This is a genomic window from Leuconostoc sp. C5, from assembly GCF_056530425.1.
Genome location: NZ_CP134351.1, coordinates 94173 through 119514 on the forward strand (window position 1 = coordinate 94173; position 25342 = coordinate 119514).

General features: G+C 37.9%; 26 protein-coding genes, 1 tRNA gene and 2 other annotated features. Of the genes, 26 read left to right on the forward strand and 1 reads right to left on the reverse strand.

Annotated features, from left to right (window positions below):
- Positions 1-11: 11 nt before the first annotated feature.
- The 19 genes from RHP56_RS00530 (at position 12) to xylB (ending at position 18397) form a co-directional block, all read left to right on the forward strand.
- On the forward strand, positions 12-569 hold the full coding sequence (locus RHP56_RS00530) for a GNAT family N-acetyltransferase (protein ID WP_011679080.1): 558 nt from the start codon (positions 12-14) through the stop codon (positions 567-569).
- Between the two features lie 14 nt (positions 570-583).
- On the forward strand, positions 584-1252 hold the full coding sequence (locus RHP56_RS00535; protein WP_102753402.1) for an amino acid ABC transporter permease: 669 nt from the start codon (positions 584-586) through the stop codon (positions 1250-1252).
- 14 nt (positions 1253-1266) lie between these two features.
- A complete protein-coding gene (locus RHP56_RS00540; RefSeq protein ID WP_011679081.1) occupies positions 1267-2019 on the forward strand; it encodes an amino acid ABC transporter ATP-binding protein in 753 nt (250 codons plus the stop codon).
- Positions 2020-2053: 34 nt separating this feature from the next.
- The gene (locus tag RHP56_RS00545) at positions 2054-2869 is read left to right on the forward strand and encodes a transporter substrate-binding domain-containing protein (protein WP_011679082.1); all 816 of its coding nucleotides are present in this window, start codon (positions 2054-2056) and stop codon (positions 2867-2869) included.
- A gap of 25 nt (positions 2870-2894) precedes the next feature.
- Positions 2895-4061 carry an amidohydrolase gene (locus RHP56_RS00550; protein WP_102753401.1) on the forward strand — a complete coding sequence of 389 codons (1167 nt, stop codon included), beginning with the start codon at positions 2895-2897 and terminating at the stop codon, positions 4059-4061.
- Positions 4062-4075: 14 nt separating this feature from the next.
- Positions 4076-4390 (forward strand): thioredoxin, encoded by a 315-nt coding sequence (gene trxA, locus RHP56_RS00555; RefSeq protein ID WP_010291094.1) that lies wholly within the window; start codon positions 4076-4078, stop codon positions 4388-4390.
- Between the two features lie 74 nt (positions 4391-4464).
- Positions 4465-4713: a binding site (T-box leader), on the forward strand.
- Positions 4714-4785: 72 nt separating this feature from the next.
- Positions 4786-5532 (forward strand): cyclase family protein, encoded by a 747-nt coding sequence (locus RHP56_RS00560; protein ID WP_011679084.1) that lies wholly within the window; start codon positions 4786-4788, stop codon positions 5530-5532.
- Between the two features lies 1 nt (position 5533).
- Positions 5534-6865, forward strand: a complete 1332-nt coding sequence (locus RHP56_RS00565) for an APC family permease (protein ID WP_011679085.1) — start codon at positions 5534-5536, stop codon at positions 6863-6865.
- Positions 6866-6915: 50 nt separating this feature from the next.
- Positions 6916-7692, forward strand: a complete 777-nt coding sequence (locus tag RHP56_RS00570; RefSeq protein ID WP_014324174.1) for an acetoin reductase — start codon at positions 6916-6918, stop codon at positions 7690-7692.
- Positions 7693-7739: 47 nt separating this feature from the next.
- Entirely contained in the window at positions 7740-8603 is an 864-nt protein-coding gene (locus RHP56_RS00575; protein ID WP_010284863.1) for a MetQ/NlpA family ABC transporter substrate-binding protein, read from the forward strand.
- Between the two features lie 35 nt (positions 8604-8638).
- Positions 8639-9718, forward strand: coding sequence for an N-methyl-L-tryptophan oxidase (gene solA / locus RHP56_RS00580; protein ID WP_102753399.1), 1080 nt, complete (start codon positions 8639-8641; stop codon positions 9716-9718).
- Positions 9719-9866: 148 nt separating this feature from the next.
- A complete protein-coding gene (locus RHP56_RS00585; RefSeq protein WP_011679089.1) occupies positions 9867-10265 on the forward strand; it encodes a fluoride efflux transporter FluC in 399 nt (132 codons plus the stop codon).
- Entirely contained in the window at positions 10262-10597 is a 336-nt protein-coding gene (locus RHP56_RS00590; protein WP_102753398.1) for a fluoride efflux transporter FluC, read from the forward strand. The genes RHP56_RS00585 and RHP56_RS00590 overlap by 4 nt, the downstream gene beginning before the upstream one ends.
- Before the next feature lie 46 nt (positions 10598-10643).
- Positions 10644-11525, forward strand: coding sequence for a DegV family protein (locus RHP56_RS00595; protein WP_102753397.1), 882 nt, complete (start codon positions 10644-10646; stop codon positions 11523-11525).
- Between the two features lie 83 nt (positions 11526-11608).
- A complete protein-coding gene (trhA, locus tag RHP56_RS00600; RefSeq protein ID WP_002815718.1) occupies positions 11609-12247 on the forward strand; it encodes a PAQR family membrane homeostasis protein TrhA in 639 nt (212 codons plus the stop codon).
- Between the two features lie 142 nt (positions 12248-12389).
- Positions 12390-13844, forward strand: a complete 1455-nt coding sequence (locus RHP56_RS00605; protein ID WP_011679092.1) for a sugar porter family MFS transporter — start codon at positions 12390-12392, stop codon at positions 13842-13844.
- A gap of 205 nt (positions 13845-14049) precedes the next feature.
- Positions 14050-15219 (forward strand): ROK family protein, encoded by a 1170-nt coding sequence (locus RHP56_RS00610; RefSeq protein WP_102753396.1) that lies wholly within the window; start codon positions 14050-14052, stop codon positions 15217-15219.
- Between the two features lie 173 nt (positions 15220-15392).
- Entirely contained in the window at positions 15393-16739 is a 1347-nt protein-coding gene (gene xylA, locus RHP56_RS00615) for a xylose isomerase (protein WP_179876368.1), read from the forward strand.
- A gap of 146 nt (positions 16740-16885) precedes the next feature.
- A complete protein-coding gene (gene xylB / locus RHP56_RS00620; protein ID WP_050884109.1) occupies positions 16886-18397 on the forward strand; it encodes a xylulokinase in 1512 nt (503 codons plus the stop codon).
- 152 nt (positions 18398-18549) lie between these two features.
- Here the strand turns inward: xylB and RHP56_RS00625 are convergent.
- A tRNA-Lys gene (locus tag RHP56_RS00625) sits at positions 18550-18622 on the reverse strand.
- 139 nt (positions 18623-18761) lie between these two features.
- Here RHP56_RS00625 and RHP56_RS00630 point away from each other — a divergent pair.
- The 7 genes from RHP56_RS00630 to RHP56_RS00660 all read left to right on the forward strand — a co-directional run bounded on the left by RHP56_RS00630 (position 18762) and on the right by RHP56_RS00660 (position 25302).
- Positions 18762-19607, forward strand: a complete 846-nt coding sequence (locus RHP56_RS00630; RefSeq protein ID WP_041775143.1) for an undecaprenyl-diphosphate phosphatase — start codon at positions 18762-18764, stop codon at positions 19605-19607.
- 120 nt (positions 19608-19727) lie between these two features.
- Positions 19728-19985, forward strand: a binding site (T-box leader).
- Between the two features lie 169 nt (positions 19986-20154).
- The gene (locus RHP56_RS00635) at positions 20155-21186 is read left to right on the forward strand and encodes a uroporphyrinogen decarboxylase family protein (protein ID WP_462794707.1); all 1032 of its coding nucleotides are present in this window, start codon (positions 20155-20157) and stop codon (positions 21184-21186) included.
- On the forward strand, positions 21179-22180 hold the full coding sequence (locus RHP56_RS00640; protein ID WP_011679097.1) for a uroporphyrinogen decarboxylase family protein: 1002 nt from the start codon (positions 21179-21181) through the stop codon (positions 22178-22180). The genes RHP56_RS00635 and RHP56_RS00640 overlap by 8 nt, the downstream gene beginning before the upstream one ends.
- Before the next feature lie 15 nt (positions 22181-22195).
- Positions 22196-23056 carry a transporter substrate-binding domain-containing protein gene (locus tag RHP56_RS00645; RefSeq protein WP_011679098.1) on the forward strand — a complete coding sequence of 287 codons (861 nt, stop codon included), beginning with the start codon at positions 22196-22198 and terminating at the stop codon, positions 23054-23056.
- A 23-nt stretch (positions 23057-23079) separates the two neighbouring features.
- The gene (locus RHP56_RS00650; protein ID WP_011679099.1) at positions 23080-23802 is read left to right on the forward strand and encodes an amino acid ABC transporter permease; all 723 of its coding nucleotides are present in this window, start codon (positions 23080-23082) and stop codon (positions 23800-23802) included.
- On the forward strand, positions 23799-24509 hold the full coding sequence (locus tag RHP56_RS00655) for an amino acid ABC transporter permease (protein ID WP_011679100.1): 711 nt from the start codon (positions 23799-23801) through the stop codon (positions 24507-24509). Before RHP56_RS00650 ends, RHP56_RS00655 begins: the two co-directional genes overlap by 4 nt.
- Before the next feature lie 10 nt (positions 24510-24519).
- A complete protein-coding gene (locus RHP56_RS00660; protein WP_147011347.1) occupies positions 24520-25302 on the forward strand; it encodes an amino acid ABC transporter ATP-binding protein in 783 nt (260 codons plus the stop codon).
- Positions 25303-25342: the final 40 nt, after the last annotated feature.

The following is a 25342-nucleotide window of genomic DNA, read 5'->3' on the forward strand; positions in this document are numbered from 1 at the left end:
CTGGAGGAAAAGTGATTACTAATCGATTCATTAAAAAAAATGAAGTAAAAGAATTACAGCTCTTATTACATGAAGCGTATAAGAGTGACACACAACTAGGTATTAATTTTCAAGCGGCAAGAGTTACTTTACAACAGATTGATGAACATATCGAGAACACAGCAACCTTTGTGACAGAGATAAATCATACTATTGTAGCGACGGTATCTGTCAGGTTACCTTGGTCAAAAAATCCAGGTCCGTATGCTATACCTCATCTTGGATGGGTTGCTACTCATAGTCAGTTTTCAAAGCAAGGTTATGCAACACAACTTATTGATTGGGTTGAAAAAGAGTACATTCAAAAACAACTAAAAGCTCCAATGGTTAGTTTAGGAACAGCGGTTGAACATCCTTGGTTAAAAAGATTTTATACTTCAGTTGGTTACCAACCCGTTGAGATGGTACAAAAAACGCCGGATCATTTGACAGTGTATATGGTAAAAGTTTTGAATAGAAAATTTGACCAGTTAGAGTCTGAACAATTGAAGAAATATCTAAATAAAAATAAAACAAAAGTACGTTATTAGTGAGTAGGTGAAATATGAATTTTGATTGGCATTACTTTGTAAATACATTTCCAGAACTTGTGAAATATATTCCGATGACGCTTTTGTTAGCAACACTATCTATGTTATTAGCGATAGTATTGGGTGGCATAATTACATTACTACACTTTTCGCATTATAAGGTTATTCATTGGTTTGCTTCAATATATGTATCTTTCTTTCGAGGAATGCCAGCTTTGGTGCAGCTATTCTTAATCTATTATGGTTTACCACAAATTTTCCCGATATTTAAAGGGTTGCCTGCCATTATTGCCACTGTTATTGGTCTTGGTTTCAAGCAATCTGCTTACTTATCTGAGGTATTTAGAGCAGCGGTAAATTCTGTTGATAGAGGGCAAATAGAGGCAGGACAGTCACTTAATATCAAAAGTTTTAAAATTTTCCGTTATGTAATTTTACCGCAAGCATTTATCAATGCCTTACCTGCTACGGGTAATACATTTGTTGGTTTGTTAAAAGAAACTTCGTTAGCCTTTACTTTAGGCATAACAGAGGTTTTTGCAGAAGGAAAGATGTTGGCCGGTGATTCATTTAAATATTTTGAAACATATTTAGCGGTCGGTCTTACATATTGGGTGTTAATTATTCTTTATTCATGGGCACAGTCTGGGGTAGAGAGAGTACTGAACACGCCATATAGTTAGAAAGGATAGACATTATGGCTCTGATTGAAGTAAATAATTTATCTGTTGAAATTAAAAAAAAGAAAATACTGCAGGAAATCAATTTTTCTGTTGAGAAGGGAGAGGTGACGGTTTTGGTTGGACCGAGTGGTTCAGGGAAAACAACGCTCTTACGAACACTAAATCTGTTACAAGAACCTTCTCAAGGTACTATAAAAATTGGTGGAACATCTATTGATGGCCGTAAAATTAACAAAAAATCAACGCGATCCTTACGATCGGAGTCAACAATGGTATTCCAGCAATTTAATCTATTTAAAAATATGACTGTCATTGAGAATGTGATGGCACCCCTATTGTTAAATAAATTGGCTAAGTGGGATGAAGCACATGACATTGCTGCATCAGTCTTATCGGAAGTAGGATTAGTGGCGTTTCAAGATAAGTATCCAAGTTCACTTTCAGGGGGACAGCAGCAGCGCGTTTCAATAGCTCGTGCAATTGCAGCAAAACCATCTGTTGTCTTATTGGATGAGCCAACCTCGGCATTAGATCCTGAATTAGTTGGAAGTGTTTTAAAAACGATACTGGCATTAGCCAAACAGCATATAACAATGGTTATTGTGACACATGAAATGGAATTCGCCCGACTAATCGGAAATCAAATTATTTTCTTAGAAAATGGACAAATTGTCCATAAAGGATCGCCTGATCAAGTCTTGTCAAGCAATGGTCCCAAAAGAGTCAATGATTTTGTAAATTCTGTTTCAAAAAATAATTATTTATAAGCTGTATTGAATAAAAAAGAAAAGAGAAGAGCGTATGAAAAAAAGGAACCCAATCATTAGTGTGATTATCGTCGTAGTATTAATTGCTATTGTTGCCGTAGGCGGTTTGATTTATCAAACCAATAACCATAAAAACGAAGCCAAAGGAGATACTAAACAAAAAGTGCTTAAAATTGGCGCGACGGGAACCAGCTTCCCAACAGCATACAAATCAAAAGGAAAATTAGTTGGTTTTGATGTTGACGTAATCAATGCTGCAGCAAAAAAAGCAGGATACAAAGTACAGTGGGTCACTGGTGAATTCGATGGTTTGCTGGGGCAACTAGATAACAATAAGCTTGACACTGTGGCTAATGATGTTGCTATTACACCAGAAAGAAAAGCTAAGTACAAGTTTAGTAATATTTATAACAAAGAAGAAACAACAGTAGCAGTTAACAAAGATTCTGATTATAATACATTAAATGATTTAGAAGGCAAGACAATTGCTGGCGCATCTGCTTCAAACAATACCAAAAATTTGCAAGACTATAATAGTAAAATCAAATTTAAGTTATATGATGCCCGTGACGTCACTTTTCAAGCTTTACTAGCAGGGCACGTTGATGGTGTGGTTAACACACGTAATAATTTAGAGGCGTTAATCAAAGCCAAAAATTACCCTTGGAAGGTTGTGAAAGGGAGTGCAGCAACTGTAAATATTGCCTTGCCTTTCCGTAAAGATGATAGTGAAAGCGCAAAAATATTAAAGAAGCTCAACCCAGCAATCAATAAACTAAAGGAAGATGGGACGTTGAAAAAACTATCTGAGAAATACTTCGGGTATGACGCAACAGCTGATTTAAAGTAACAGGATAAGAACATGAGGCAATATAATGGCAATCAATGACAAAACACTAGAAGATAAATTAACCAAGGTACGCCATCAGCTGCACCAACATCCGGAACTATCTAATCAAGAACACCAGACTACATTGTTTTTAAATAGTTACTTGGAAACTTTAGGTTATCATATTGTAACACCACAAAAATTATTGACTGGTGTGATTGCTGAAATAGGCCCAAGTGAATCAAAAGTAATTATTGGATTAAGATCAGATATTGATGCCTTACCAATCGCCGAAAAAACTGGGCTCAATTATGCATCGGTTAATGAAGGTATTATGCATGCTTGCGGGCATGACTTCCATATGGCTTCCTTGTTAGGAGCGGCAGAATTATTAGCTGACCAAGCTAATAAGCTAACCGGCAGGGTTCGATTAATTTTTCAACCCGCAGAAGAAATTCATGTAGGTGCCCAAGCTGTGGCAGAAGCTGGTGGTATTAAAAACTTGAATGCAATTATTGGTTTTCATAATAAGCCGGACCTGAAAGTTAACGAAATTGGCATTCTATCTGGTGGATTGATGGCGGCAGTTGATCAATTTAAAGTTACTTTTCGTGGTCAGGGTACACACGCGGCTATGCCACAGTTAGGGAATGACCCCATTGTTGCTTTAACGAGCACCGTCAATACGCTACAGACCGTTGTTAGCCGTAAAACAGATCCACAAAGTCCAGTTGTTGTTTCTGTTACACATATTGATGGTGGTAGTACATGGAATGTATTACCTGATGTTGCTTGGTTTGAGGGTACGGTTCGAAGTTTTGACCAGGCCAGTCGTCAATTAGCTCGAGAACAATTCTATCAAATTGTTAACGGCCAGGCTGCAACTTTTGGTTTGGCGGTTGATATTTCCTGGATTGAAGGTCCAAACGTTGTTAATAACGATAGTGAGCTGACGCCCATTGTTATAGAAGAAACCAAACAACATGCGAAATTACTCACACCAAAACCATCTAATGCAGGAGAAGATTTTTCGTATTTTAGTCAGAAAGTACCAAGTGTTTTTGCATTTATTGGTAGTGCAGGCACAACTGATTGGCATCATGATGATTTAATTATTGACGACCGTGGTCTGTTGCCAGCTGCTAGATGGTATTTCTACACAGCTAACCGGTTATTAGCACATTTTAGTGGTACAACCACAAATGATAGATAGGAGAATTTTTAAGAATGGTAGTAAAAGCAATAACTGATGAACAATATCAAGAAGAAGTAGAAACTGGTGTTTCTATCGTTGATTTCTGGGCTACTTGGTGTGGCCCGTGTCGGATGCAGTCACCTGTGTTAGAAACTGTATCTGAAGATAGAAATGATATTCATTTTTTTAAAGTTGACGTAGACATTAGTCAAGAAACAGCTGCTTCGCTTGGCATTCGAGCTATACCTACCTTGGTAGTGCACAAAGACGGGAAAATCGTTGAACGACTAACTGGCTTTCATAATAGCGAACAGCTAGTGAATATTTTAAATAAGTATGTTGATTAAGCATTAGCAGAGGAAGACATCGAATAATAACATTGACATTATTATTCAATGTGGATACAATAAGATGATTATAACCAAAAACTTTGAAAAGATAAGTACAAATTAGAGTGATTGTGTAGAGAGCTAACGTGAGGTGAAAGTTAGCATCATAAAAATTTGGAAAATGGTCTTGGAGTTAAATTGATATGAGCTTAATGTGAGTAAATGTCATTCGGGTGCGCCCGTTATCGCGTTAAGGTATATTTCTTTTGATGTACCTGTCAAGTATAAAGTAGTGATACTTTATAGAATTTGGGTGGTAACACGAGTTTTTCGTCCCATAATCTTTGTAGACAAGGCAAAGATTATGGGACTTTTTTATTGTCGTATGTAGAAAAAATAATGGAGAATGGTCTATGACAAACAAATTAAATAACATCTTATCAGAATTGAAAGAATTTCAGTGGGTTGATTTAACCCATACATTTGGGCCTGATAGCCCGCACTTCCCAGCGTTCGCTGCCGCAAAATTTGAAACACTTTTTACACATGATGATGGTTTTTTCGTGAAACAGTATACCTTCCCAGGTCAATATGGTACGCATATTGATCCACCGGTACATTTCGAGAAAAATCAGAATGTATATGACTCAGATATTGATCTGAAAGACTTTTTACTACCGTTAGTAGTCATTGACAAATCAAGTGAAGTAGCAAGTAATGCAGATTATATTTTAACAGTGGAAGATATTAAGCAGTGGGAAAAGGAGCATGGCACCATTCCACCAAAAGCTTTTGTAGCGTTACGAACAGACTGGTCAAAGCGTTGGCCATCACAAGAACAATTTGAAAATAAGGATGATAATTTACAAAATCATTATCCTGGCTGGTCTTTGGAAGCACTTAAATATATTTATGAAGAGCGTCAAGCAATAGCAAATGGACATGAAACTTTCGATACTGACCCTGCCATTTTACAACCAGAAAAAGGGTTTGAAGGTGAATATTATGTATTGAGTAGTGGCCATTATCAAATTGAACTATTGGCTAATTTGGACCAAGTGCCGGCCACGGGCGCTTTAATTTCAATATCAGTGCCGAAAGTTGAAAAATCTCCTGGATTTCCAGCTCGAGTATTTGCCATAGTTCCCGAGGAGGTTTGATATGGCAGAGAATAAAATAACATTATCACGATCACTTTCCACAAAAGATTTGGTTGTTTACGGCATTATATTCATGATCCCAGTAGCGCCTATCGCCTTTTACGGTTCATTTCTATCGCCAGCCCATGGTATGGTGGCGCTAGCTTATCTAATCGGAATGATTGCTATGTTATTTACTGGATTTAGTTATGCTAGCATGGCTAGTGAGTTTCCTTACTCTGGTTCGGTGTATACTTACGTTCAAAAAGGAACAAATCCTGTGTTAGGTTTTCTATCAGGATGGGGTATAACGCTTGATTATATTTTAATTCCCGTTATAACCTATCTTATCAGCGCGTCTTTCGGTCAGTCATTGTTGCCGGCTGTTCCTTTCTGGGTTTGGATTCTAGGCATAGCCATATTTAATACAGTTATCAATTTATTAGGGATTAAAGTTGTATCGAAATTCAGTTGGTTACTTTTTGGGTTACAGGGCGTGGTTTTAATAGCTTTCATCGTGGGGACTATTGTTGCCTTAGCGAATGGTACAGTTAGTTTTAATGTCAGTTCGTTTTATAATGCTAGTCATTTTGATTTGTCCGGAGTTGTTCAAGCGACTGGGATTGTTATTGTCAGTTATTTAGGTTTTGATGCCATTAGTACTTTATCAGAAGAAGCTAACGATCCAACTAAATCAATTGGAAAAGCGATTGTGTTGTCAATTATTTTAATCGGCTCATTATTCGTCATCGTTACATTCTTTGCAGGGTTTGTTGCACCAAATTATAGTGAATTAAATCCAGATACAGCATTTTTAACTATTTTGGGAAAAGTGGGTGGTAGCTGGTTAGTGCATTTAGCTGAATTCACTTTAGTTTTATCATTTGGTTTGGCGGGTGGTCAAGAAGGGCAGACTGCGGTATCAAGAATTTTGTATTCAATGGGACGAGACGGTATTTTACCAAAGCGCTTATCCTACTTGCATCCCCGTTATAACACGCCGTGGGTTGCCATTATACTTGTGGGGATTGTATCTGTTGCCCTTTCCCTATCATTATCGTTAACCACAGTATCAAATTTAATTAGCTTTGGCGCCCTATTTGGTTTTTTGTCATTAAACATAGCTGTTATTTGGCATTTTTATATCAAGCGTCCCGATAAAAATATTGAGTCGTTTGTAAAGTATTTAGTGTCACCCTTCATTGGGTTTTCAGTGAGTTTGTGGATATTTTTGAGTTTAGCTCTTGAAGCAAAATTAACTGGGTTATTTTGGTTAATCATTGGACTCGTTATTTTAGTATATAAAACGAGTATTTTTAAAAAACCTGTACCCCAGTTTGATTTTTCAGAATAAATTTTCAATGCTAATGATACAAACTTTATGTAAAGAGACAGGAGTAGTAAATGTCAAAGAAAGTAGCAATTATTACAGGCAGTGGTAGAGGAATAGGAAAAGCAATTGCTGAGAGACTCGCGACAGAAAATTATTACGTTGCAGTAGTCGACATTGATGAATCTAGTGCTAAATATGTGAGTGATAGTATCAACGCTATTAAGGAAAACCAAGCCAAATATTATGTTTTAGATGTTGCTGATCGAAAATCAGTTTTTGATTTGGTTGATAAAGTAGTAGCTGATTTTGGGCGTCTAGATGTATTTGTTAATAACGCAGGGATTGCCTACATTGATAGCATTATCGATAGTGATCCGGAAAAAGTTGAGCGGTTGTTTGATGTTAACCTTAAGGGCACTTTTTGGGGAATCCAGGCGGCTGCAAAACAGTTGAAAAAGCAAGGGAGTGGCGGAAGGATAATCAATGCTGCTTCACTGGCTGCAGTGGAAGGATCTGCACTACAAGGCGCATATTCAGCTTCCAAATTTGCCATTAGAGGATTAGGTCAATCTGCGGCAAAAGAACTCGCAAAATATAATATCACTGTAAATGCTTATGATCCGGGTATTGTTATTACACCTTTGCGCGATTATATTGATCAGCGAACAGCACAAATTAAAAACACAACAGCTGAGATTCAAAGGCAAAGTGTTGTCAATGAAATTGCGTTAGGAAGAGCGGCTTTGCCTGATGATGTAGCCGATGTTGTATCATTTTTGGTTTCACAGCAGGCAAAGTATATTACTGGGCAATCGATTTTAATTGATGGTGGTATGAGATTTCATTGATGTTTTGTAAGTAATTCTAATAAAAAGTACAGGAAAGAGAATTTGAGATGGTAAAAAAGAAAACGGTAGTTATAGCAGCTGTTGTGGCAGGAATTGTTATTGTAGCAGGTGTGATTATTCATAGAAACACGGCGCAAACAACCGATAAGACGGAAGTGACGGTCGGATCAATAGGATCGGATGCCCAAATTTGGGAATATATTGCAAAACTACCAGAAACCAAAAAAGAAAATATCACTATCAAGGTTAAGAACTTCACTGATGGGGTTTCACTAAATGCAGCGACTGCACAAGGGAAAGTGGATGTTAATGCCTTTCAATCATACGCATATTTTGTGGCTTATAACAAGAATAATAGTTCGAACAAGTTGAGTGTTTTAGGGACGACATACTTAGAGCCTATGGGCATTTACTCTGAAAAATATGATTCTATCGACGATATTCCAGATGGTTCAACAATTGCTATTGCTAACAATGCAGCTAACACGGCACGTGGATTGAAACTGCTGGCAAAAGCAGGATTAATAACATTAAAAGATAATTTTGGTAGTCTTTCTGGCGTTAATGACATTAAAAACAACCCACACAACTTCAAGTTTAAAGAAATTGATGATACGACCGGGCCACGAGTGATTAAAGACAATTCGATTGCCGCTGCACTTATTGGAAATACAATCGCATTGGAAGGCAAACTGAATGTTTTGAAAGATTCACTTTACTACGAAAAAATTAACCAATCAACAAAGGACAATATTAATATTCTTGCCACAGCAGAAAAGAATAAGAATAATGCTAAATTTAAAAAGTTAGTTAAGTTGTATCATAGTAAAGCAGCTCAAAAATATATTAACAAAAAGTTTGATGGTACTAAAATCGAAGTTCAAAAGTCTGTCTCTTATTTAGCTGACTAGTTTATCATTAGAATTTCCAAAAGTAAGGAGTTAACATGGCTGAAATTTATGATTTGATTGTTATAGGAACTGGTTCTGTTGGCTCTAGCACTGGTTATTATGCCGCTAAGAGAGGGTTAAGTGTTTTGGAAATTGATTCCGCCACACCGCCACATACTAATGGATCACACCATGGCGAAACTAGGATGATTCGCCATGCTTATGGTGAAGGTTCATCTTACGTACCTCTTGTATTGCGTGCGCAAGAACTATGGAACGAACTAAAAAGAGACACACAAGTTGACATATTTCATCAAACAGGAGTGCTGAATATAGCACCTAAGCAATCGAGCTTTTTAAATAATATCATAACTTCTGCTGAAAAATATGAGTTACCGATCGAAGTATATGATGCTTCTGAAGCCAGAAAAAAGTGGCCACAATTTACAATACCTGATCAATTCAGGGCGGTTTTAGAAAAGAACTCTGGCTATTTGAAATCAGAACTAGCTATTGATACGTATGTTAAAGAAGCTAAACGGTTGGGCGCTCATGAACAATTTAACACGCAGGTCATTTCGGTTGATAATGATGATAATGGATTTGTTCATGTGACCACAAATGCAGGTACATTTATAGGGAAATCGGCTGTTATAACTGTTGGTACTTGGGTTAAAGATCTGATACCCAACCTACCCATTCAGCCAGTTAGAAAAGTTGTTTCGTGGTTTGAAGCACCAAAACAGCTGGCAGAAGAGATCGGTTTTCCAGCCAATAAAGGGCTCATTAAAATAGGTCGACACCAGGGAGGGCAATATATCACGAAGCGAGAAGAACGACTTGACTTCGATGCCCTTAATGAGGATAGAACAGAAATAGAACCTTTGTTAAACAGTGTCCTGAAAACTGTTGGCAACTTGGATCATGGTGTGGCCTGCAGTTATGATTTGTCACCGGATGAACACTTTATCATTGACGATTTGCCAGGAAAGAAAAATATTCAGTTTGTTTCAGGATTAAGTGGTCATGGTTTTAAATTTGCTAGTGTGTTAGGCGAAATATTGGTTGCCAAAGCGTTAAATGAAAAATTGGATTTTGACCTCTCACCATTTTTGTTATCGCGGTTTAATTCATAAGAAAATATTGAAATGCTTTAGTAAAATTAAATGATGGCGTGAAAAAAAGCAACTACTAATTTAAGTAGTTGCTTTTTCAATGTTCATGATAAATTTATAACAGTTAAAAATTTTGCTGAATAAGCATAAAATTGCTAAAATAGAGGGTATGCAAAATCAGAAGAATTTTCTAACTGAACTATTAGTTACCGGACTTGGCGGTGCCATTGGTGGGGCTACGCGGTATCTTTTGGGATTAGTTCCAATAATTGGACCAATGCCAGTAATGACGATGTTAATTAATTGGCTTGGTACTTTGCTATTAGCAATGTTGGGTGCCTATCTAGCGAGTCATCGCAGTCGGTTAGAGCGGTGGCAGTCTTTCCTTGGTACTGGTGTTTTAGGTGGATTCACGACATTTAGCACCATGATTTGGCAAGTACATCAACAGTTATTCATTAGCGTAGCCAATGCTTTAGTTTATATGATATTAACTCTTGGTGGTGGTCTTATCATGTTAAAATTGGGTAACTACTTTGGCAACAAGATCGGTGAGGCACATGTATGACAATACTAGGGGTAGCCATTGGTTCGGCATTAGGTACAATGCTGCGGTATATTGTTCTGAATACGTGGCCAGCTAAGTCGAAATACTTTACTGCCGTATTCATTGTTAATATGGTTGGCAGTTTCGCGCTAGGTTATCTTATGGCTACAGGCGCAACCTACGCGATGCATAGCTTTTGGACGACGGGTGTAATTGCGGGGCTAACGACTTTTAGTACGATGATGACACAAAGCGGTCAATACACTCGTGGCCAACAAGCTTGGTACTTAGCTTGGCAAATCATTTTTGGTATGATTTTCTTTAGTGCAGGTACTGCGCTAATCACGATATGATGAAAGAATACCAAATTAAGTTGAACATATTAATGAGGACAAAATAATGAGTAAAATAGCAGTTATTATTGATTCATCTTCGGCAATGCCAGTAGCTATTCGCAACCGGTATCATATTTTTCAAGTGAATGATCCCATTATTTTTGGGGATGAAGTCTACAAGGAGACTGTGGATATTCATAGTTTGGGTGAACTTGTTAAAATGATGCAAGAAAAAAAGCAATTGGCCTCCACATCTCAACCGGCCCCTGGCGATTGGGAAGAAGCGCTGAACTTAGCTAAAGCATCCGGTTACAATCAGGCCATTTTGATTACGCTTTCATCTGGTATTTCAGGCACCTATCAAACAGCTAATGCAATTGCGCAATCATATGACGGTATGGATGAAGTTCGCGCGTGGGATTCAAAAATAGCAGTAATGGGTGCCGGTGTGCAAGCTATATTAGCAGCTGCCATGGCGGAGAAAAACCGTTCACTTGATGAAATTATTACATCATTAGAACAACTACGATCAACCATTGACGTTCGCTTCGTTGTCAATGATATTTCACATTTACAACGCACAGGTCGCTTATCACGCGGCCAAGCTTTAATTGGTGGTTTGTTGAATATCAAACCAATTTTGTCCATTGATGTTCAAGACGAAGGGAAAATCGGAGCTGTTGGCAAGGCACGCAAGATGAGTGGGGCTTTAAAAGAAATAAAAGAACCATTACGTGAGTCATTAGCAGAAGCTGATTATCCTGTTCGGGCCTATGTAATTGATGGTAATAACACGAAGTTAGGCGATAAATGGTTGAAAGATTTACAGTCTGAATATCCTACCGTTAAATTTGAACGTGGTGTGATTGGTGCATTTATTGGCGTACATACAGGCGATGGCGCCATGGGTGTAATCTGGGCACGTGATTGGGAAGATTTAATTTAATCGGTAATAAAAACCAGTATCAACCAAAATTGGTGCTGGTTTTATTGTATAATTAAGAATAGAATAATTTACGGGGTTTACTAATGCAACGATCAAGACGTTTTCAAATTGTTTATGAAGTGCTCAACGCGGTCACGCACGGATTTGGGTTCATTTTAGCTGTGATTGCCGGTGTAATGTTGATGATTCATGTGTTGAGCAAACCAGTTACCGCATTGACTTTAACTGCGGTTATCATCTATATTAGTACGGTTGGTTTTTTTCTACTTGCCTCAACGCTATTTCATTCGCTCGTGTTTACCCGTGCGGCAAAAATCTTTCAATTTTTTGACCATGCAGGCATATATCTTGTTATCTTAGGTAGTTACACGCCCTACACATGGTTATTGATTAAGGGCTGGGTTGGCTGGACTATTTGGGGCGCTATTTTAGCAATGACGATTGCCGGATTTGTTTATGATTTATTTTTTGTTGGACGATGGCCTTGGGTATCGGTGACGATTTATCTGGTCATGGGGTGGTTGATTATTCTAGCAATGCCTATTCTTTGGGGCGTTTTGTCGCATACCGCCTTCTGGTTACTTGTTGCTGGAGGCTTGACCTATTCGGCGGGAACTATTTTTTATCTTATTCCTAAAATTCCAATGGGTCATGTTTATTGGCATCTCTTCGTCTTAGGTGGCGCTGGATTAATGTTTGCTAGTATCTACATTTCTTTGTAAAAGCCGTTAGGCTTTTTTTTATGACTATTTTCAAAATAATGATTACTTTATTAAAGTTAGTTGGTTGCGTAAATAAACTAACGGTTGTATAATGTATTTGTTGTAAGCGCTTCCAATATAAAAATAAAAGTAAGGAGAAATCATGTTGAAACGTAAACCTATCTCAAATAATTTTATTTATTTTTTTGGAGCCCTTGGTGGCCTCCTATTCGGATATGACACGGGTGTAATATCTGGTGCTATGTTATTCATCGGAAAAGAATTAGAAATTCAGACAGGATCTTTTGAAGATGGATTCATTACGGCATCTGTATTGCTTGGTGCCATTCTTGGTGCCGCAATTATAGGTCCAATGTCTGATAAACTAGGCAGGAAAAAACTTCTTTTATCAGCAGCGATAATTTTCTTTGTAGGTGCTTTGGGATCTGGAATTGGTTTTAATTACACACTACTGGTCACTTCGCGGGTATTGTTGGGTATCGCAGTTGGAGCGGCTTCAGCATTGATTCCAACTTATCTGGCAGAATTATCTCCTGCAGACAAACGTGGCGGAATAGGAACCTTATTTCAATTAATGATCATGACGGGAATATTTCTTGCCTATGTTTCAAATGAATGGCTTTCTCCAAGTGGATGGTTAGGACTCAATCAAAATGTCGGATGGCATTGGATGCTTGGATTAGCAGCAGTGCCGGCTGCCCTGTTATTTATCGGCGGTCTTTCGCTTCCAGAGTCGCCACGTTTCCTAGTCAAACAAGGAAAAATGAGTGAAGCCCAAAAGGTCTTATCAACCATGAATCCAAACGCAAAACTTGTAGAAGAAGAGTTATATGATATTAAACTACAAGCGAATACACCTTCCGGTGGTTTCAAGGAACTATTTGGTCCCATGGCACGGCCAGTGTTAATAATGGCTTTAGGACTGGCCATTTTTCAACAGGTTATGGGATGTAACACCGTATTATATTACGCACCAAAAATATTCATTTCTGCGGGGTTTAGTGAACATTTTGCACTCCAATCACATATTGTTATCGGATTATTTAACGTGATTGTTACCGCCATTGCGGTTAAAATAATGGATAAAATAGATCGAAAGAAAATGCTAACCTATGGTGCTATTGGTATGGGTGCATCGCTGTTAACGATGTCAACAGCGATGCTTGTTCTTCGAGCGGGAAATGGTAATGTTGGTTCATGGATATGTGTCATTGCTTTGACGCTCTATATTGCTTTCTTTTCGGCTACTTGGGGACCAGTTATGTGGGTTATGATAGGAGAGGCATTTCCACTTAATATACGTGGACTTGGTAACTCGTTTGGTGCCGTTATAAACTGGACAGCTAATTTTGCTGTGTCACAGTCATTTCCTATGCTTTTAATCGCTTTTACACCAGATCATGCTATTAATGCAGAGGGGCAAGGGATTGCTAAGCTCTTTATCATTTATGGTGTTTTGTGCTTTGTTGCTATTTGGTTTATTGCTAAATTTACAATCGAGACTCGTAATCGTTCATTAGAATCTATCGAATCAGACTTGAGATCAAAAGCCCATGCAAAAGGCTATCTGGAGAGTGACTATGTTGGGATAAAATAGCTGAACTCATACGTATTCTGAATTTTTACTCATTAAACCTATGCGCATCAAGCAAATATTTTGTACTGATGCGCATAGGTTTTTTAGTTTAAACATTCATTGCTTCATATTCCGGTGTTTGGACGCCAACTTGAAAGCATGTGTCGGTTACCGTACAATGGAGGTACTGTTAAAACTAATAGAAAACTATTTGAGGGCATTTCAGATGAAAAAGTCAGATCATCTAACTATTCGTGATCATAATCAGCGCTTAGTTTTACAAGCGCTTTTTAATGCTGACGAAACATCCCGGGCGCAATTAGCTATTGATTTAAACTTAAATAAATCGACAATCAGCTCTATTTACCGCGATTTGGATGAGAAAGGCTTTATTGAAAGCCTTGGTGATGGTGAAACTTCCGAGACAGGAGGCCGTAAAGCAAAGCTGATTCGGTTTAATCGACGTTATGGGTACGTCATTTCTTTTGATATGGGGCGACATCATTTGCGGACAGCACTGGTTCAGGTTGGTGGAGCAGTGATTATGAAACAAAATACTGCTGTGGACGGCATGAGCGTATTACAAGTAACTGAGCTAATGATATCTCAGATTAAAAAGTATAAGAATAATAAAAATGGTACCTTGAACGGGCTGATGGGAATATCAGTTGGTATCCATGGTGTCGTTGAAAATAACAAGGTACAATATTCCCCTTTTTTCGATTACTCACAACTAGACATGGCAGTAGAACTTGAAAACGTCAGTGGCGTACGTGCGGTTTTGGAAAACGAAGCCAATTTTGCGGCCACCTATATGCGCGATTATCATGATTATCGCAAGTCTGATCATTATAATAATATGGTTGTTTTAAACATTCACTATGGGATTGGCGCTGGGATTATAATTAATGGTGAGTTGTATCGAGGGATACAGGGTCGAACCGGTGAGATAGGTCGTAGTGTGATTGAAACAAGTACAGGTGAGACAGTTAGAATTGAAGATTTATATTCTGAAGATGCTATGTTACGAAGAACTGCCGAACGAACTGGGTTGATTGTTCAAGATAGGGATCGATTTATTCAACTGAGAAAAGAACAACCAGAGACTGTTAGTTTGTTGCTTGATGAGTGGGTTCGTGGTATTTCACGAGTGGCATTTAATTTAGTGCAAACACTGGCACCGGAAGCTTTATTCATTCATTCACGTTTTATTGCTGAAATGCCTGACTTATTAGAGCGCGTGATTGTGGCTTATCAAATGTTAAATCCAATCAATCAGTCCGAGATATTATTTGCAAATCACTCAGTATACGATGCAACATTATTAGGTGGGGCATCGAGCATTGCCAGAGAAGTATTAGATTTAGACGGTTTGTCGCTTAGTTTTAGGCTATAATCTTTTTGTGAAGCAGGACAGTAACTACGCTGTCCCTGCTTTTTTATAATTGTTACGTTAGTGGACCTAGTTAATAAGCTTGCATAAATTAATGAAAGCGTATACAATTATCATAGTTGGTTGGTGTAACCAACTATGATAATTGTATAAATTAATACAGGAGGATAAGTACAATGGCAGAACTTTTTGATTTTCCCCAAGTAACATTTGTAGGAACACAATCGTTACAAGCGGGTGATGGATTTCATTATTATAACCCAGATGAAGTAGTTAAAGGTAAGAAAATGAGTGACTGGCTAAAGTTTTCAGTGACTTATTGGCATACAATGGATCAACGCTTAGTAGACCCATTTGGTGAAGGAACAGCAGTCCGGCCGTGGGACAATCAAGGTAAACCAGATTCAATGGAGCAAGCATTAGCGAAGGTTGATTATTTGTTTGAGTTTTTGGAAAAAACTGACGTTAATTACTTTGCCTTTCATGATCGTGATCTTGCACCTGAAGGGAATACACTTGCCGAAACAAATAAAAATTTAGATCAAGTTATTGACAAAATTGAACAAAAAATGCATGAAACAGGTAAAAAACTTTTATGGAATACTTCATCACTATTTACGAATAAACGTTTTTTGGCTGGTGGCGCAACTACACCATTTGCTGAGGTGTTCGCTTACGCAGCTGGACAAATTAAGCATTCATTAGATATTGCCAAGCGCTTAGGATCAGAATCATATGTTTTCTGGGGCGGACGAGAAGGCTACGACTTTCTATTAAATACTGACACCAAACGTGAATTAGACCATATTGCAGCATTCTTTAAGCTAGCTAAGGATTATGCAAATGAAATTGGTTATCAGGGACAATTCTTGATTGAACCCAAGCCCAAAGAACCAACACAGCATCAATATGATTTTGATGTGCAAACAACAATTGCTTTCTTGAAAACTTATGGATTAGAGGATACATTCAAGTTGAACTTGGAAGGCAATCACGCCTACTTAGCTGGTCACACGTATGAGCATGAAGTGAGATTTGCGCGAGAGGCTGGTTTGTTAGGGTCATTAGATGCTAACATGGGTGATAAGCTCACTGGTTGGGACATTGATGAATTTCCAAATGATGTTTATGAGGCGACCTTAGTAATGTATGAATTCTTGAAAAACGGGGGTCTACCAACTGGTGGTTTGAATTTTGATTCGAAAGCACGCCGTCAAAGTTTCCAAGCTGACGATTTGTTCTACGCGCATATTGCTGGTATGGATACTTATGCTGCTGGCTTGAAAGTTGCTGCTAAGCTAATTGATGACCAAGTGATTGAAAATGTTCTGAAAGAGCGGTATGCTTCATTTGATTCGGGTATTGGCGCTGATTTTGAAGCTGGGAAAGTTACCTTAAAAGAATTGGCCACCTATATTGAAAATAAAACAGATGAAGAAATCAACGCAACCCTCAAGTCAGGTCGCCAAGAACGAATCAAACAAACATTGAATAATTACATTTTTTCTGTACTTGGATCTTAAGATTTGAATGTGTCTTAAGACATTCAAATTGGTACGAGTAGTATAAATATTTTCAAAAGAGACTAGTTTAAACTGGTCTTGTACATAACACAGGTGAACTGTGTTGAGTTATCTTAGTAAAGATGAACAGAAAGTGGAGGCTAGACATGACAAAGGTAGTGCTTGGTATTGATCTTGGTACCTCAGCAGTGAAAGTATCAGCGGTTGATCGGCGAGGGAACATTGTTGCACAACAAAGCTTTGATTATCCTGTTACACAACCACAAGTTGGCTGGTCAGAACAAAATCCTGAAGATTGGGTCAATGGAACAACTGTTGCAATTGTTAATCTGATTTTAAAAGATCATATTGCGCCAACAGAGATTGAAGGAATTTCTTATTCTGGGCAAATGCATGGGCTTGTCTTGCTAGATGAAAACCATCAGGTACTGCGACCAGCAATTTTATGGAATGATACACGTACCAGCGCACAAGTAGAGGAAATTAAGAATAAACTAGGTAAAAAATTTCTTGATATTACCAGAAACTATCCTCTAGAAGGTTTTACTTTACCAAAAATTTTATGGGTTAAGGAGGAGGAGCCAGAAATTTTTAAGCAAGCGGATCTTTTCTTACTACCTAAAGATTATTTACGATATCGTATGACTGGTAAATTAGCCATGGATTACTCTGATGCAGCTGGAACGGTTGTCTTAAATGTTACTAAAAAGTGCTGGTCAACAGATATTGCAGAAGCGTTTGACTTACCATCATCTTTTTTCCCTGATCTCATTGCGTCAACTGATTTTGCTGGTCATATTTCAGAATCTTACGCGACATTTTCCGGATTGATGACACAAACTAAAGTATATGGTGGGGCGGCTGATAACGCCGCTGGGGCAATTGGAGCGGGTTTGCTCAAATCAAACATGGTCATGTCTTCCATTGGAACGTCAGGTGTGGTTGCAAAGTTTGAAGATAATGCTGATATAGACTATCATGGAGAAATTCATTTCTTCAATCATGCTATTCCTAACAAGTATTATTCCATGGGCGTGACGTTAGCAGCTGGTGACGCCAATTCTTGGTTTAAGCGTGTTTTTGGTGAAACACAAAGCTTTTCAGCATGGTTACGTGAAGCTGAACAATCAAGTGTAGGTGCCAATGGTTTATTGTTTACACCTTATATATCAGGTGAGCGAACACCATATCCTGATGCAGATATCCGTGGAAGCTTCTTAGGACTTGATCGCAAACATCAACGAGGCGACTTTATCCGTGCGGTTTTGGAAGGCATAATCTTTAGCTTCAAGGATATTATGACAATTTATGACCAACAAGGGGTTGACTTTGACACGATTATTGCCATTGGTGGCGGTGCAAAGTCACCACTATGGTTACAAATACAAGCTGACATATTTGGAAAGCGGGTCACAACGCTAGAAAATGAGCAGGGACCGGGATTAGGCGCCGCGATAATCGCAGCCACAGGATTGGGCTGGTTTGACAGTGTGCAAGAAGCTGCGCAATCCTTCCTATCGTTTGGAATGGTTTACGAACCGAAGGCAGAAAATGTTTTGAAGTATCAGCAAATATACAGCATTTATCAAACGGCATATCGTTCAACTGCAGAAATATCACACAAATTAGTTGCTTATCAGCGTAAAATCAGTTCTTAATTGAAAAAGAAGTTTGTAAGGTTCTTATTTTAAATACACGGACAGAGGTGTATTTATCATAGGAACTTTTAGGTTGAAAATATACTACGTTTTCTCAACTAGTAATTATCAAATCAAAAAAACCACTAAACAATTGTTTAGTGGTTTAATAGTGGTCAGCCAGGGGCTCGAACCCTGGACCCACGGATTAAGAGTCCGTTGCTCTACCAACTGAGCTAGCTGACCATAATGTCGTGTTTCACAACATCAAATATAATACCATGTGAAAATACAAAATGCAATAGCTAAGTATGATAAAATGAATATATTCTATATTGGAAGGAGATGCGTGGATTTTTGCACCATTTGTTCACGCTCTATTAGCATGTTTGATCTTATCAAAGCAATAATTATTGGTATCATTGAAGGCCTGACGGAGTTTTTACCAGTCTCTTCAACTGGACATATCATCTTAGCAGAAGCATTGATGAAAATTCCTAGTGGCAACGTTTGGACGAAGGCGTTTAGTTCAGTATTTGATTATTCGATTCAATTGGGAGCAATCTTTGCGGTTATTCAATTGTACTTCGACAAGTTGAATCCGTTTTCATCTAAAAAAACAGATCATGAAAAATTCCAAACTTGGCGTTTGTGGATTCGAGTAATCGTTGGTGTATTACCAGCCATTGTGTTTGGATTTGCATTAAATGACTTTATGGATGCACATTTGATGAATTTCTGGGTTGTGTCAGCAACACTTATCATTTATGGTATTGCGTTTATTGTGATTGAGAACCGTCAAAAAAGCATTGTACCGGTAATTACTAATGTAAACCAAATTACTTTTAAACTAGCATTGTACATTGGTTTGTTTCAAGTGCTATCAATCGTTCCCGGTACATCACGTTCGGGAGCAACTATCTTGGGTGCTATTATCTTAGGAGCATCGCGATTCGTGGCTGCAGAATTTTCATTCTTCTTGTCAATTCCGGTTATGTTCGGTGTGACTTTCCTTAAGATGGGTTCATTCTTTAGAGATGGTGGTTCATTCACGGGCATGCAAAGCATAGTAATGCTTGTTGGTTTCATCGTATCTTGGATTGTTGCTTGGTTTGCTATTAAGTTTATGATGAACTATATTAAGAATAATGATTTCAAGGTATTCGGTTACTATAGAATTATTATAGGCGCTATTTTCTTAGTTTTCGGTATTCTTGGCATCGTGGGGTAATAAAAAGCACAGGCAATGGCTTGTGCTTTTTTGTTTCATATTTTTATTCATAAAAAAATATTTAAAATTAAAATAAAAAGTGATTGACATGAGAAAATGCATAGTATATAATTAGTTCAACATATAACGTTGAAAAGATAAGTACTTGTCAAAATGATTGTATAGAGAGCTAATGTTTGGTGAAAGTTAGTATCAGGATGGCTAGGAAAATGGTCTTGGAGTTAATAGTGATGTGAGCAATAAGGTTTGTAAATATCATTCGGGTACACCCGTTACAGTGTCAGAGTATCGAAAGCATTGTCTTTTCTGTACTTGGTAAGTGTGTACTAGTGATAGTATGCAGAAAACGGGTGGTAACACGGTAACTTCGTCCCGCAGCTTTGATTATTCAAGGCTGCGTTTTTTTGTTGTATGAAATAAAGGAGAAATTGATATGCGCTATTTGTTAACTAAAAATATATTAGTTAGATTAAAGGGCTTAGGCATAGCTCATAGCCGAATGTGATTCTGTTTATTAACTTTAAATTAATATCATTAAGGAGATCACATGGAAAGCACGGGAAAATTATCCTTTACTAATAATTACAACTACGTTCCAGCGAGTTTTTGGTATCATTTTTCGGCAGCCTCAGGTGTAGAGCTGGATGCTTTTAAAAATCCTGAGATTATTGAAGGTAATATTTTAGGTACTAAGAAGTTAGTTGAGACAACCTCACCAGATTTTGTGAAATTAATGAGCGACGGCCTGTTTCATTACGAATTTAATTACCAAGATGCTGATGATAAAAGGGTAGTTTACGCTAATTTATCACCAATAGCGGATAATCATCCATGGTTGATAAAAACAGCAGATTTAGTTAGACGGCAAAAGCAGGTCATCGGTGAGCGAGCTTCATTTTATAATGTTTTTTCACCAACGACGTTACTTAAATGGGCACTAGTTAAAAATCCAGATGGACACTACGATAAAAGTAAAGCCGATGAAAAGCTTGCTGATATTATTTTGACAGATAGCGAAAATGTTCGTCAGGCATTAGAGGTGATTACACTAGATGTAATCAAGCAGGTGAAGGCTGCGGTCAATGCTGGTGCCGATGGGATCTATTATAGTACGCAAGTTATTCAGGATACACGGCTAGGACATGCCGATTTTGATGAATTTGTCGCTGCGACTGATAAACAAGTTCTAAAGGCAGCAAATCAATTGTCAGATACAAATATCTTACATATTTGTGGTAATGGCGGCGCCAGAAATGCAATTTCATGGTTTGAAAATTATCCGGCATCAATTGTTAACTGGTCGGTTGATACGGAAGACATATCTTTACATGAGGGCAAAGAGATCTTCCCAGGGAAAATTGTTCTTGGTGGGTTTGGTAACACCGCGAAAGATGTTTTGTATCGAGGAACACAGTCTGAAATACAACAATTTGCTAAACGTTTAGTTCAGGAAGCTGGTGCCGATAATTTAATTATTGGTGCTAATTGTACGGTTCCCCGGGATATTGATCCTCAACATCTACAGTGGGCGATAGAAGCAGTTCAAAAGGAAAGTGAAGGTTTGAAAATTTATGAGTAATCAACAAAATGTATTATTAGATTCAACAGAAAAAATACCGGTTAGTTTTTGGCGCCATTTCGCTGATGATGAAACCGTCGACGCATTAGAAAATCCAACAATTGCTACGATTAATATTCAAGGACATAAGGAATATGTTGACGACTTACGTCCAGATTTTGTGAAGTTAATGAGTGACGGTTATTTTAATGTTCCTTTTGACAATGTCACTGATCCTAAAAATATTGATAATTTAAGTAAAATTCAAGAGATACAAGATGATGATCCTTGGCTTACTGAACAAGTCAAATTAGTGCAAGAGCAGAAAAAAGTTATTGGTCAGCGTAGAGGTTTTTATAATATCTTTTCACCAGTGACGATTTTAAAGTGGGCACTCTATGATGCAGAAAGTGAGTTGCCTGCCAAGGGCGATGAACGCTTAACCGAACTGTTTATTCAATACCCGGAGGAAATTAAGCATATTCTAAATGTTCTAGCTAAGAACATTATCAAGCAAGTAAAGGCGGTTGTAGTAGATGGTGGTGCTGATGGAGTCTATTACAGTACACAAGAATTACAGAGTTCAAAATATACTAAAGAATTGTTTGATGGTATACAAAAGAATGTTGATTTAAGTGTTATAGATGCAATTAAGTCTGTTAGTGATATTAGCATTCTTCATATCTGTGGTTTCAGCGGTACAAGTAACCACTTAGAGTGGTTTATAGACTATGACTTGCCAATTGTCAATTGGGCAGTGACAGTGGAAGGTATTTCCCTCCAACAGGGACAGCAAATATTTAAAGACAAAGTTGTATTGGGCGGATTTGGTAATACAACAGATGATGTATTATACAACGGGTCTAAAGACGAAATAGAAGCGGCTGTACAAGGATTATTGTCCAACGTTGATAAAAAGCGTGTTATTATCGGTGCGGATTGCACTGTTCCCCGCGATATTCCTGTGGATCATTTGAAGTGGGCGATTGCCGCCGTACATGAAAACGTTGTGTAACGAGGAGAAGAGAGAATGGTAAATAAAAAAGGGATTATTACTGCTGCGGTAGCCGTTGTCATTATTGGTGGTGGTTTGACTATACGTCATCTTAATGCAGACAGCAACAAGGCAGCAGCCAAAAAAGTAAGAACAATTAATGTGGCACATACACAAAACTATGTGCCATATGATTATGTGAAAAACGGTGTATCAAAAGGATATGAAGTTGATGTTTTGAAAGCTGTTGATAAGCTATTGCCCGATTATAAGTTTAAGTATCATCCAACATCAGATGAAGATTTATTAGTTGGCTTGGATTCAGGAAAATATGATGTTGGGGTGAAGGGTGCTTGGTGGACAAAAGAACGTGCCAAAAAGTACATCTTACCCAAGCAAGCGGTTGGTGCGTCTATCATAGGAATCACTTATCGAAAAGATGATAACTATAAGTCATTTGCCGAGTTTGCAAAGAAGTCAGGTAAGTTGGTACCAATTTCACCACAGAATGGTCAATACGCAGTAGTACAGGAGTGGAACAAAAAACACCCTAACGAAAAAATCACATTAAAATCAGCTGATCAATTTACTGTTGGTGATGCATATAACTGGGTATTGGAAGGCCGATATGATGCTTACTTTGATGTGAAGGTAAATTACCAAAATTCAGTTGTTAAGAGCAGTGGCGCTTACCATAGTTCAGCCGACAAATTGGCCTACACACCCTACAAGGGCATTAAGACTTATCCGATTATCAGTCGTGCCAATAAAGACAACTCAAATTTCTCAAAAGAATATGACCAAGCTATCAAGAAGCTACAGAAGAACGGTACGCTGGAAAAGTTGTCACAAAAGTATTTCAAAGAAAATGTTTGGGACTTTGTCGGTGATAAATAAAGTTTCAGAATTAAGGAGTTAAGATGCCACCATTTAGTTTCAAATTTTTCCTATCGGTTTTTGGTGAGGTACTGCCTTATTTTCCAGTAACGCTACTCATCATTGTTACATCGATAATTTTTAGTTCCTTATTAGGGGCATTGGTGGCTAGTGGGCAACTTAGTCGATCACCAATATGGAGAACCTTGTCACAAGGTTATGTTTTTGTACTGCGCTCTACGCCACCCATCGTTTTGTTGTTTTTAGTTTTTTATGGGTTACCTAAATTATTATTGCTATCCTTGAATATTAATATCAATGATTGGCAAAAATCGATTTTCGTCATTATCGCGTTATCCTTACTGTTTGCGTCAAATTTAGCAGAAGTGTTTAAATCTGCCTATTTATCTGTGAACACTGGGCAACGTGAAGCGGCATTGATGGTGGGCTTATCAGAATGGCAGACATTTTATCGTATAACCCTACCACAAACAATCGTAGTCGCCTTACCCAATTTCGCAAATACTGTCGCCGCATTAATTAAAGATGCAGCTTTGGCATATGTCATTGGACTACTAGATATGATGGGTGCAGGTGATAATCTGATTTCTAGGAATTTTGGACACCACTCACTTGAGACATATTTAGCGTTGGCCATTATTTATTGGATTTTATTTGTAATCATTGAGCAAGGCGCGAAGTATTTAGAAAGATATCTTGGTAAAAGCCGTGCAATTGCATCAAATCCTGCGGAGGTTGTCGCATGAATGTACCATTTTTAATTCAAACTTTCTGGTCGGCTATAAAAGCTGTGCCAATAACATTATTAATTACCGGTGCGTCATTGCTCATTGGTTTGCCGCTTGGCTTTTTATTGGCATGGATTAAAATTAGAAAAATTCGTATACTTTATCCGCTCGTTGTCGCATACACATCTCTCATGCGGGCCACGCCGATGGTATTACTGATTTTACTGTTTTATAGTACATTACCAAGCTTGTTGAATGTCTTAGTTAACCAAAAACTACACTGGAATGTCAAGGTGTTCGATACTAATCCCATTATTTATGCCATTATTGTTTTTGCTTTAATTGCAGTTGCAAATTTATCGGAAGTATTTCGATCAGCAATTTTGACGATTGATCCTGGACAAAAAGAGGCAGCTTTAATGGTTGGATTGACGCCAATACAAGCTTATTATCGTATTATTATTCCACAAGCATTGGTTTCGGCTGTGCCTAACATTGGTAATTTAACGTTAAACATTTTAAAAGGCACTTCGCTTGCGTTCATGATGACGGTTCAAGAAGTAACGGCGGTTGCTAAAACAGCAGCCTCATATACTTATGATTACACGGAAGCTTATATTGATATTTTTATAATTTACTTTATCTTAGGAACGATACTGCAAATCATTTTTAAATATCTGGAACGTTACTTAGGTCGACATAAGCTACGCGGAACAGTTGTATAGGGAGAATAGCATGTTAAAAGTCAGAAATTTCAGAAAAAAGTATCATGAACATGAAGTATTGAAAGGAATTGATATTGAAGTTAACCAAGGGGATGTAGTAGCATTACTTGGACCATCAGGATCTGGTAAGACTACGTTTTTAAGAGGGTTAGCTTTTCTAACACAGGGAGATTCTGGTGTTATAGAATTTGATGATCAAAAAATAAGTATTGAATCGGCAACGCCTGTTGATATTAAAAAGTTGCGACAAAAGATGGGCTTCGTTTTTCAAAATTTCAATTTGTTTGCTAATAAGACGGCCATACAAAATGTCGAAGAAGGTTTGATTATTGGGCATAAGGAGCCAAAAGAAATAGCTCGAAAAAAAGCGCAGGAAGCCTTACAAAAAGTAGGTTTGTTGGAATTTGCCAATCATTATCCAAGTCAATTGTCTGGTGGACAAGCGCAGCGCGTAGGAATTGCTAGAGCAGCAGCTTTAAATCCGGAGATTATTTTATTGGATGAGCCGACGAGCGCGTTAGATCCCGAGTTAGTAGCAGATGTTTTGCAGGTGATTAAACAACTAGCTGATGAAGGGAAAACGATGATTGTCGTCACTCATGAGATGGCTTTTGCCCGTGATGTGGCTGATAAAGTTGTTTTTATGGATAAAGGTTTAGTTGTAGAGGAAAATGAACCCGTTGAATTTTTTGATAATCCTAAGTCGCCACGTTTGAAAGAATTTTTAAGTCGTATTAGCGCTGCCAATGTTGCTGACAACAGTTTTGAGTATGAAAAGGCTAATCAAAAATAAATTAAACGCGCTCTTTAGACTTGTAGCAGCATCTAGCGGA

What these genes read in the sequence shown, in the direction of transcription:
- RHP56_RS00535 (WP_102753402.1), top strand. Translation starts at nt 584, where the DNA reads ATGAATTTTGATTGGCATTACTTTGTAAATACATTTCCAGAACTTGTG.
- RHP56_RS00540 (WP_011679081.1), top strand. Translation starts at nt 1,267, where the DNA reads ATGGCTCTGATTGAAGTAAATAATTTATCTGTTGAAATTAAAAAAAAG.
- RHP56_RS00545 (WP_011679082.1), top strand. Translation starts at nt 2,054, where the DNA reads ATGAAAAAAAGGAACCCAATCATTAGTGTGATTATCGTCGTAGTATTA.
- RHP56_RS00550 (WP_102753401.1), top strand. Translation starts at nt 2,895, where the DNA reads ATGGCAATCAATGACAAAACACTAGAAGATAAATTAACCAAGGTACGC.
- trxA (WP_010291094.1), top strand. Translation starts at nt 4,076, where the DNA reads ATGGTAGTAAAAGCAATAACTGATGAACAATATCAAGAAGAAGTAGAA.
- RHP56_RS00560 (WP_011679084.1), top strand. Translation starts at nt 4,786, where the DNA reads ATGACAAACAAATTAAATAACATCTTATCAGAATTGAAAGAATTTCAG.
- RHP56_RS00565 (WP_011679085.1), top strand. Translation starts at nt 5,534, where the DNA reads ATGGCAGAGAATAAAATAACATTATCACGATCACTTTCCACAAAAGAT.
- RHP56_RS00570 (WP_014324174.1), top strand. Translation starts at nt 6,916, where the DNA reads ATGTCAAAGAAAGTAGCAATTATTACAGGCAGTGGTAGAGGAATAGGA.
- RHP56_RS00575 (WP_010284863.1), top strand. Translation starts at nt 7,740, where the DNA reads ATGGTAAAAAAGAAAACGGTAGTTATAGCAGCTGTTGTGGCAGGAATT.
- solA (WP_102753399.1), top strand. Translation starts at nt 8,639, where the DNA reads ATGGCTGAAATTTATGATTTGATTGTTATAGGAACTGGTTCTGTTGGC.
- RHP56_RS00585 (WP_011679089.1), top strand. Translation starts at nt 9,867, where the DNA reads ATGCAAAATCAGAAGAATTTTCTAACTGAACTATTAGTTACCGGACTT.
- RHP56_RS00590 (WP_102753398.1), top strand. Translation starts at nt 10,262, where the DNA reads ATGACAATACTAGGGGTAGCCATTGGTTCGGCATTAGGTACAATGCTG.
- RHP56_RS00595 (WP_102753397.1), top strand. Translation starts at nt 10,644, where the DNA reads ATGAGTAAAATAGCAGTTATTATTGATTCATCTTCGGCAATGCCAGTA.
- trhA (WP_002815718.1), top strand. Translation starts at nt 11,609, where the DNA reads ATGCAACGATCAAGACGTTTTCAAATTGTTTATGAAGTGCTCAACGCG.
- RHP56_RS00605 (WP_011679092.1), top strand. Translation starts at nt 12,390, where the DNA reads ATGTTGAAACGTAAACCTATCTCAAATAATTTTATTTATTTTTTTGGA.
- RHP56_RS00610 (WP_102753396.1), top strand. Translation starts at nt 14,050, where the DNA reads ATGAAAAAGTCAGATCATCTAACTATTCGTGATCATAATCAGCGCTTA.
- xylA (WP_179876368.1), top strand. Translation starts at nt 15,393, where the DNA reads ATGGCAGAACTTTTTGATTTTCCCCAAGTAACATTTGTAGGAACACAA.
- xylB (WP_050884109.1), top strand. Translation starts at nt 16,886, where the DNA reads ATGACAAAGGTAGTGCTTGGTATTGATCTTGGTACCTCAGCAGTGAAA.
- RHP56_RS00630 (WP_041775143.1), top strand. Translation starts at nt 18,762, where the DNA reads ATGTTTGATCTTATCAAAGCAATAATTATTGGTATCATTGAAGGCCTG.
- RHP56_RS00635 (WP_462794707.1), top strand. Translation starts at nt 20,155, where the DNA reads ATGGAAAGCACGGGAAAATTATCCTTTACTAATAATTACAACTACGTT.
- RHP56_RS00640 (WP_011679097.1), top strand. Translation starts at nt 21,179, where the DNA reads ATGAGTAATCAACAAAATGTATTATTAGATTCAACAGAAAAAATACCG.
- RHP56_RS00645 (WP_011679098.1), top strand. Translation starts at nt 22,196, where the DNA reads ATGGTAAATAAAAAAGGGATTATTACTGCTGCGGTAGCCGTTGTCATT.
- RHP56_RS00650 (WP_011679099.1), top strand. Translation starts at nt 23,080, where the DNA reads ATGCCACCATTTAGTTTCAAATTTTTCCTATCGGTTTTTGGTGAGGTA.
- RHP56_RS00655 (WP_011679100.1), top strand. Translation starts at nt 23,799, where the DNA reads ATGAATGTACCATTTTTAATTCAAACTTTCTGGTCGGCTATAAAAGCT.
- RHP56_RS00660 (WP_147011347.1), top strand. Translation starts at nt 24,520, where the DNA reads ATGTTAAAAGTCAGAAATTTCAGAAAAAAGTATCATGAACATGAAGTA.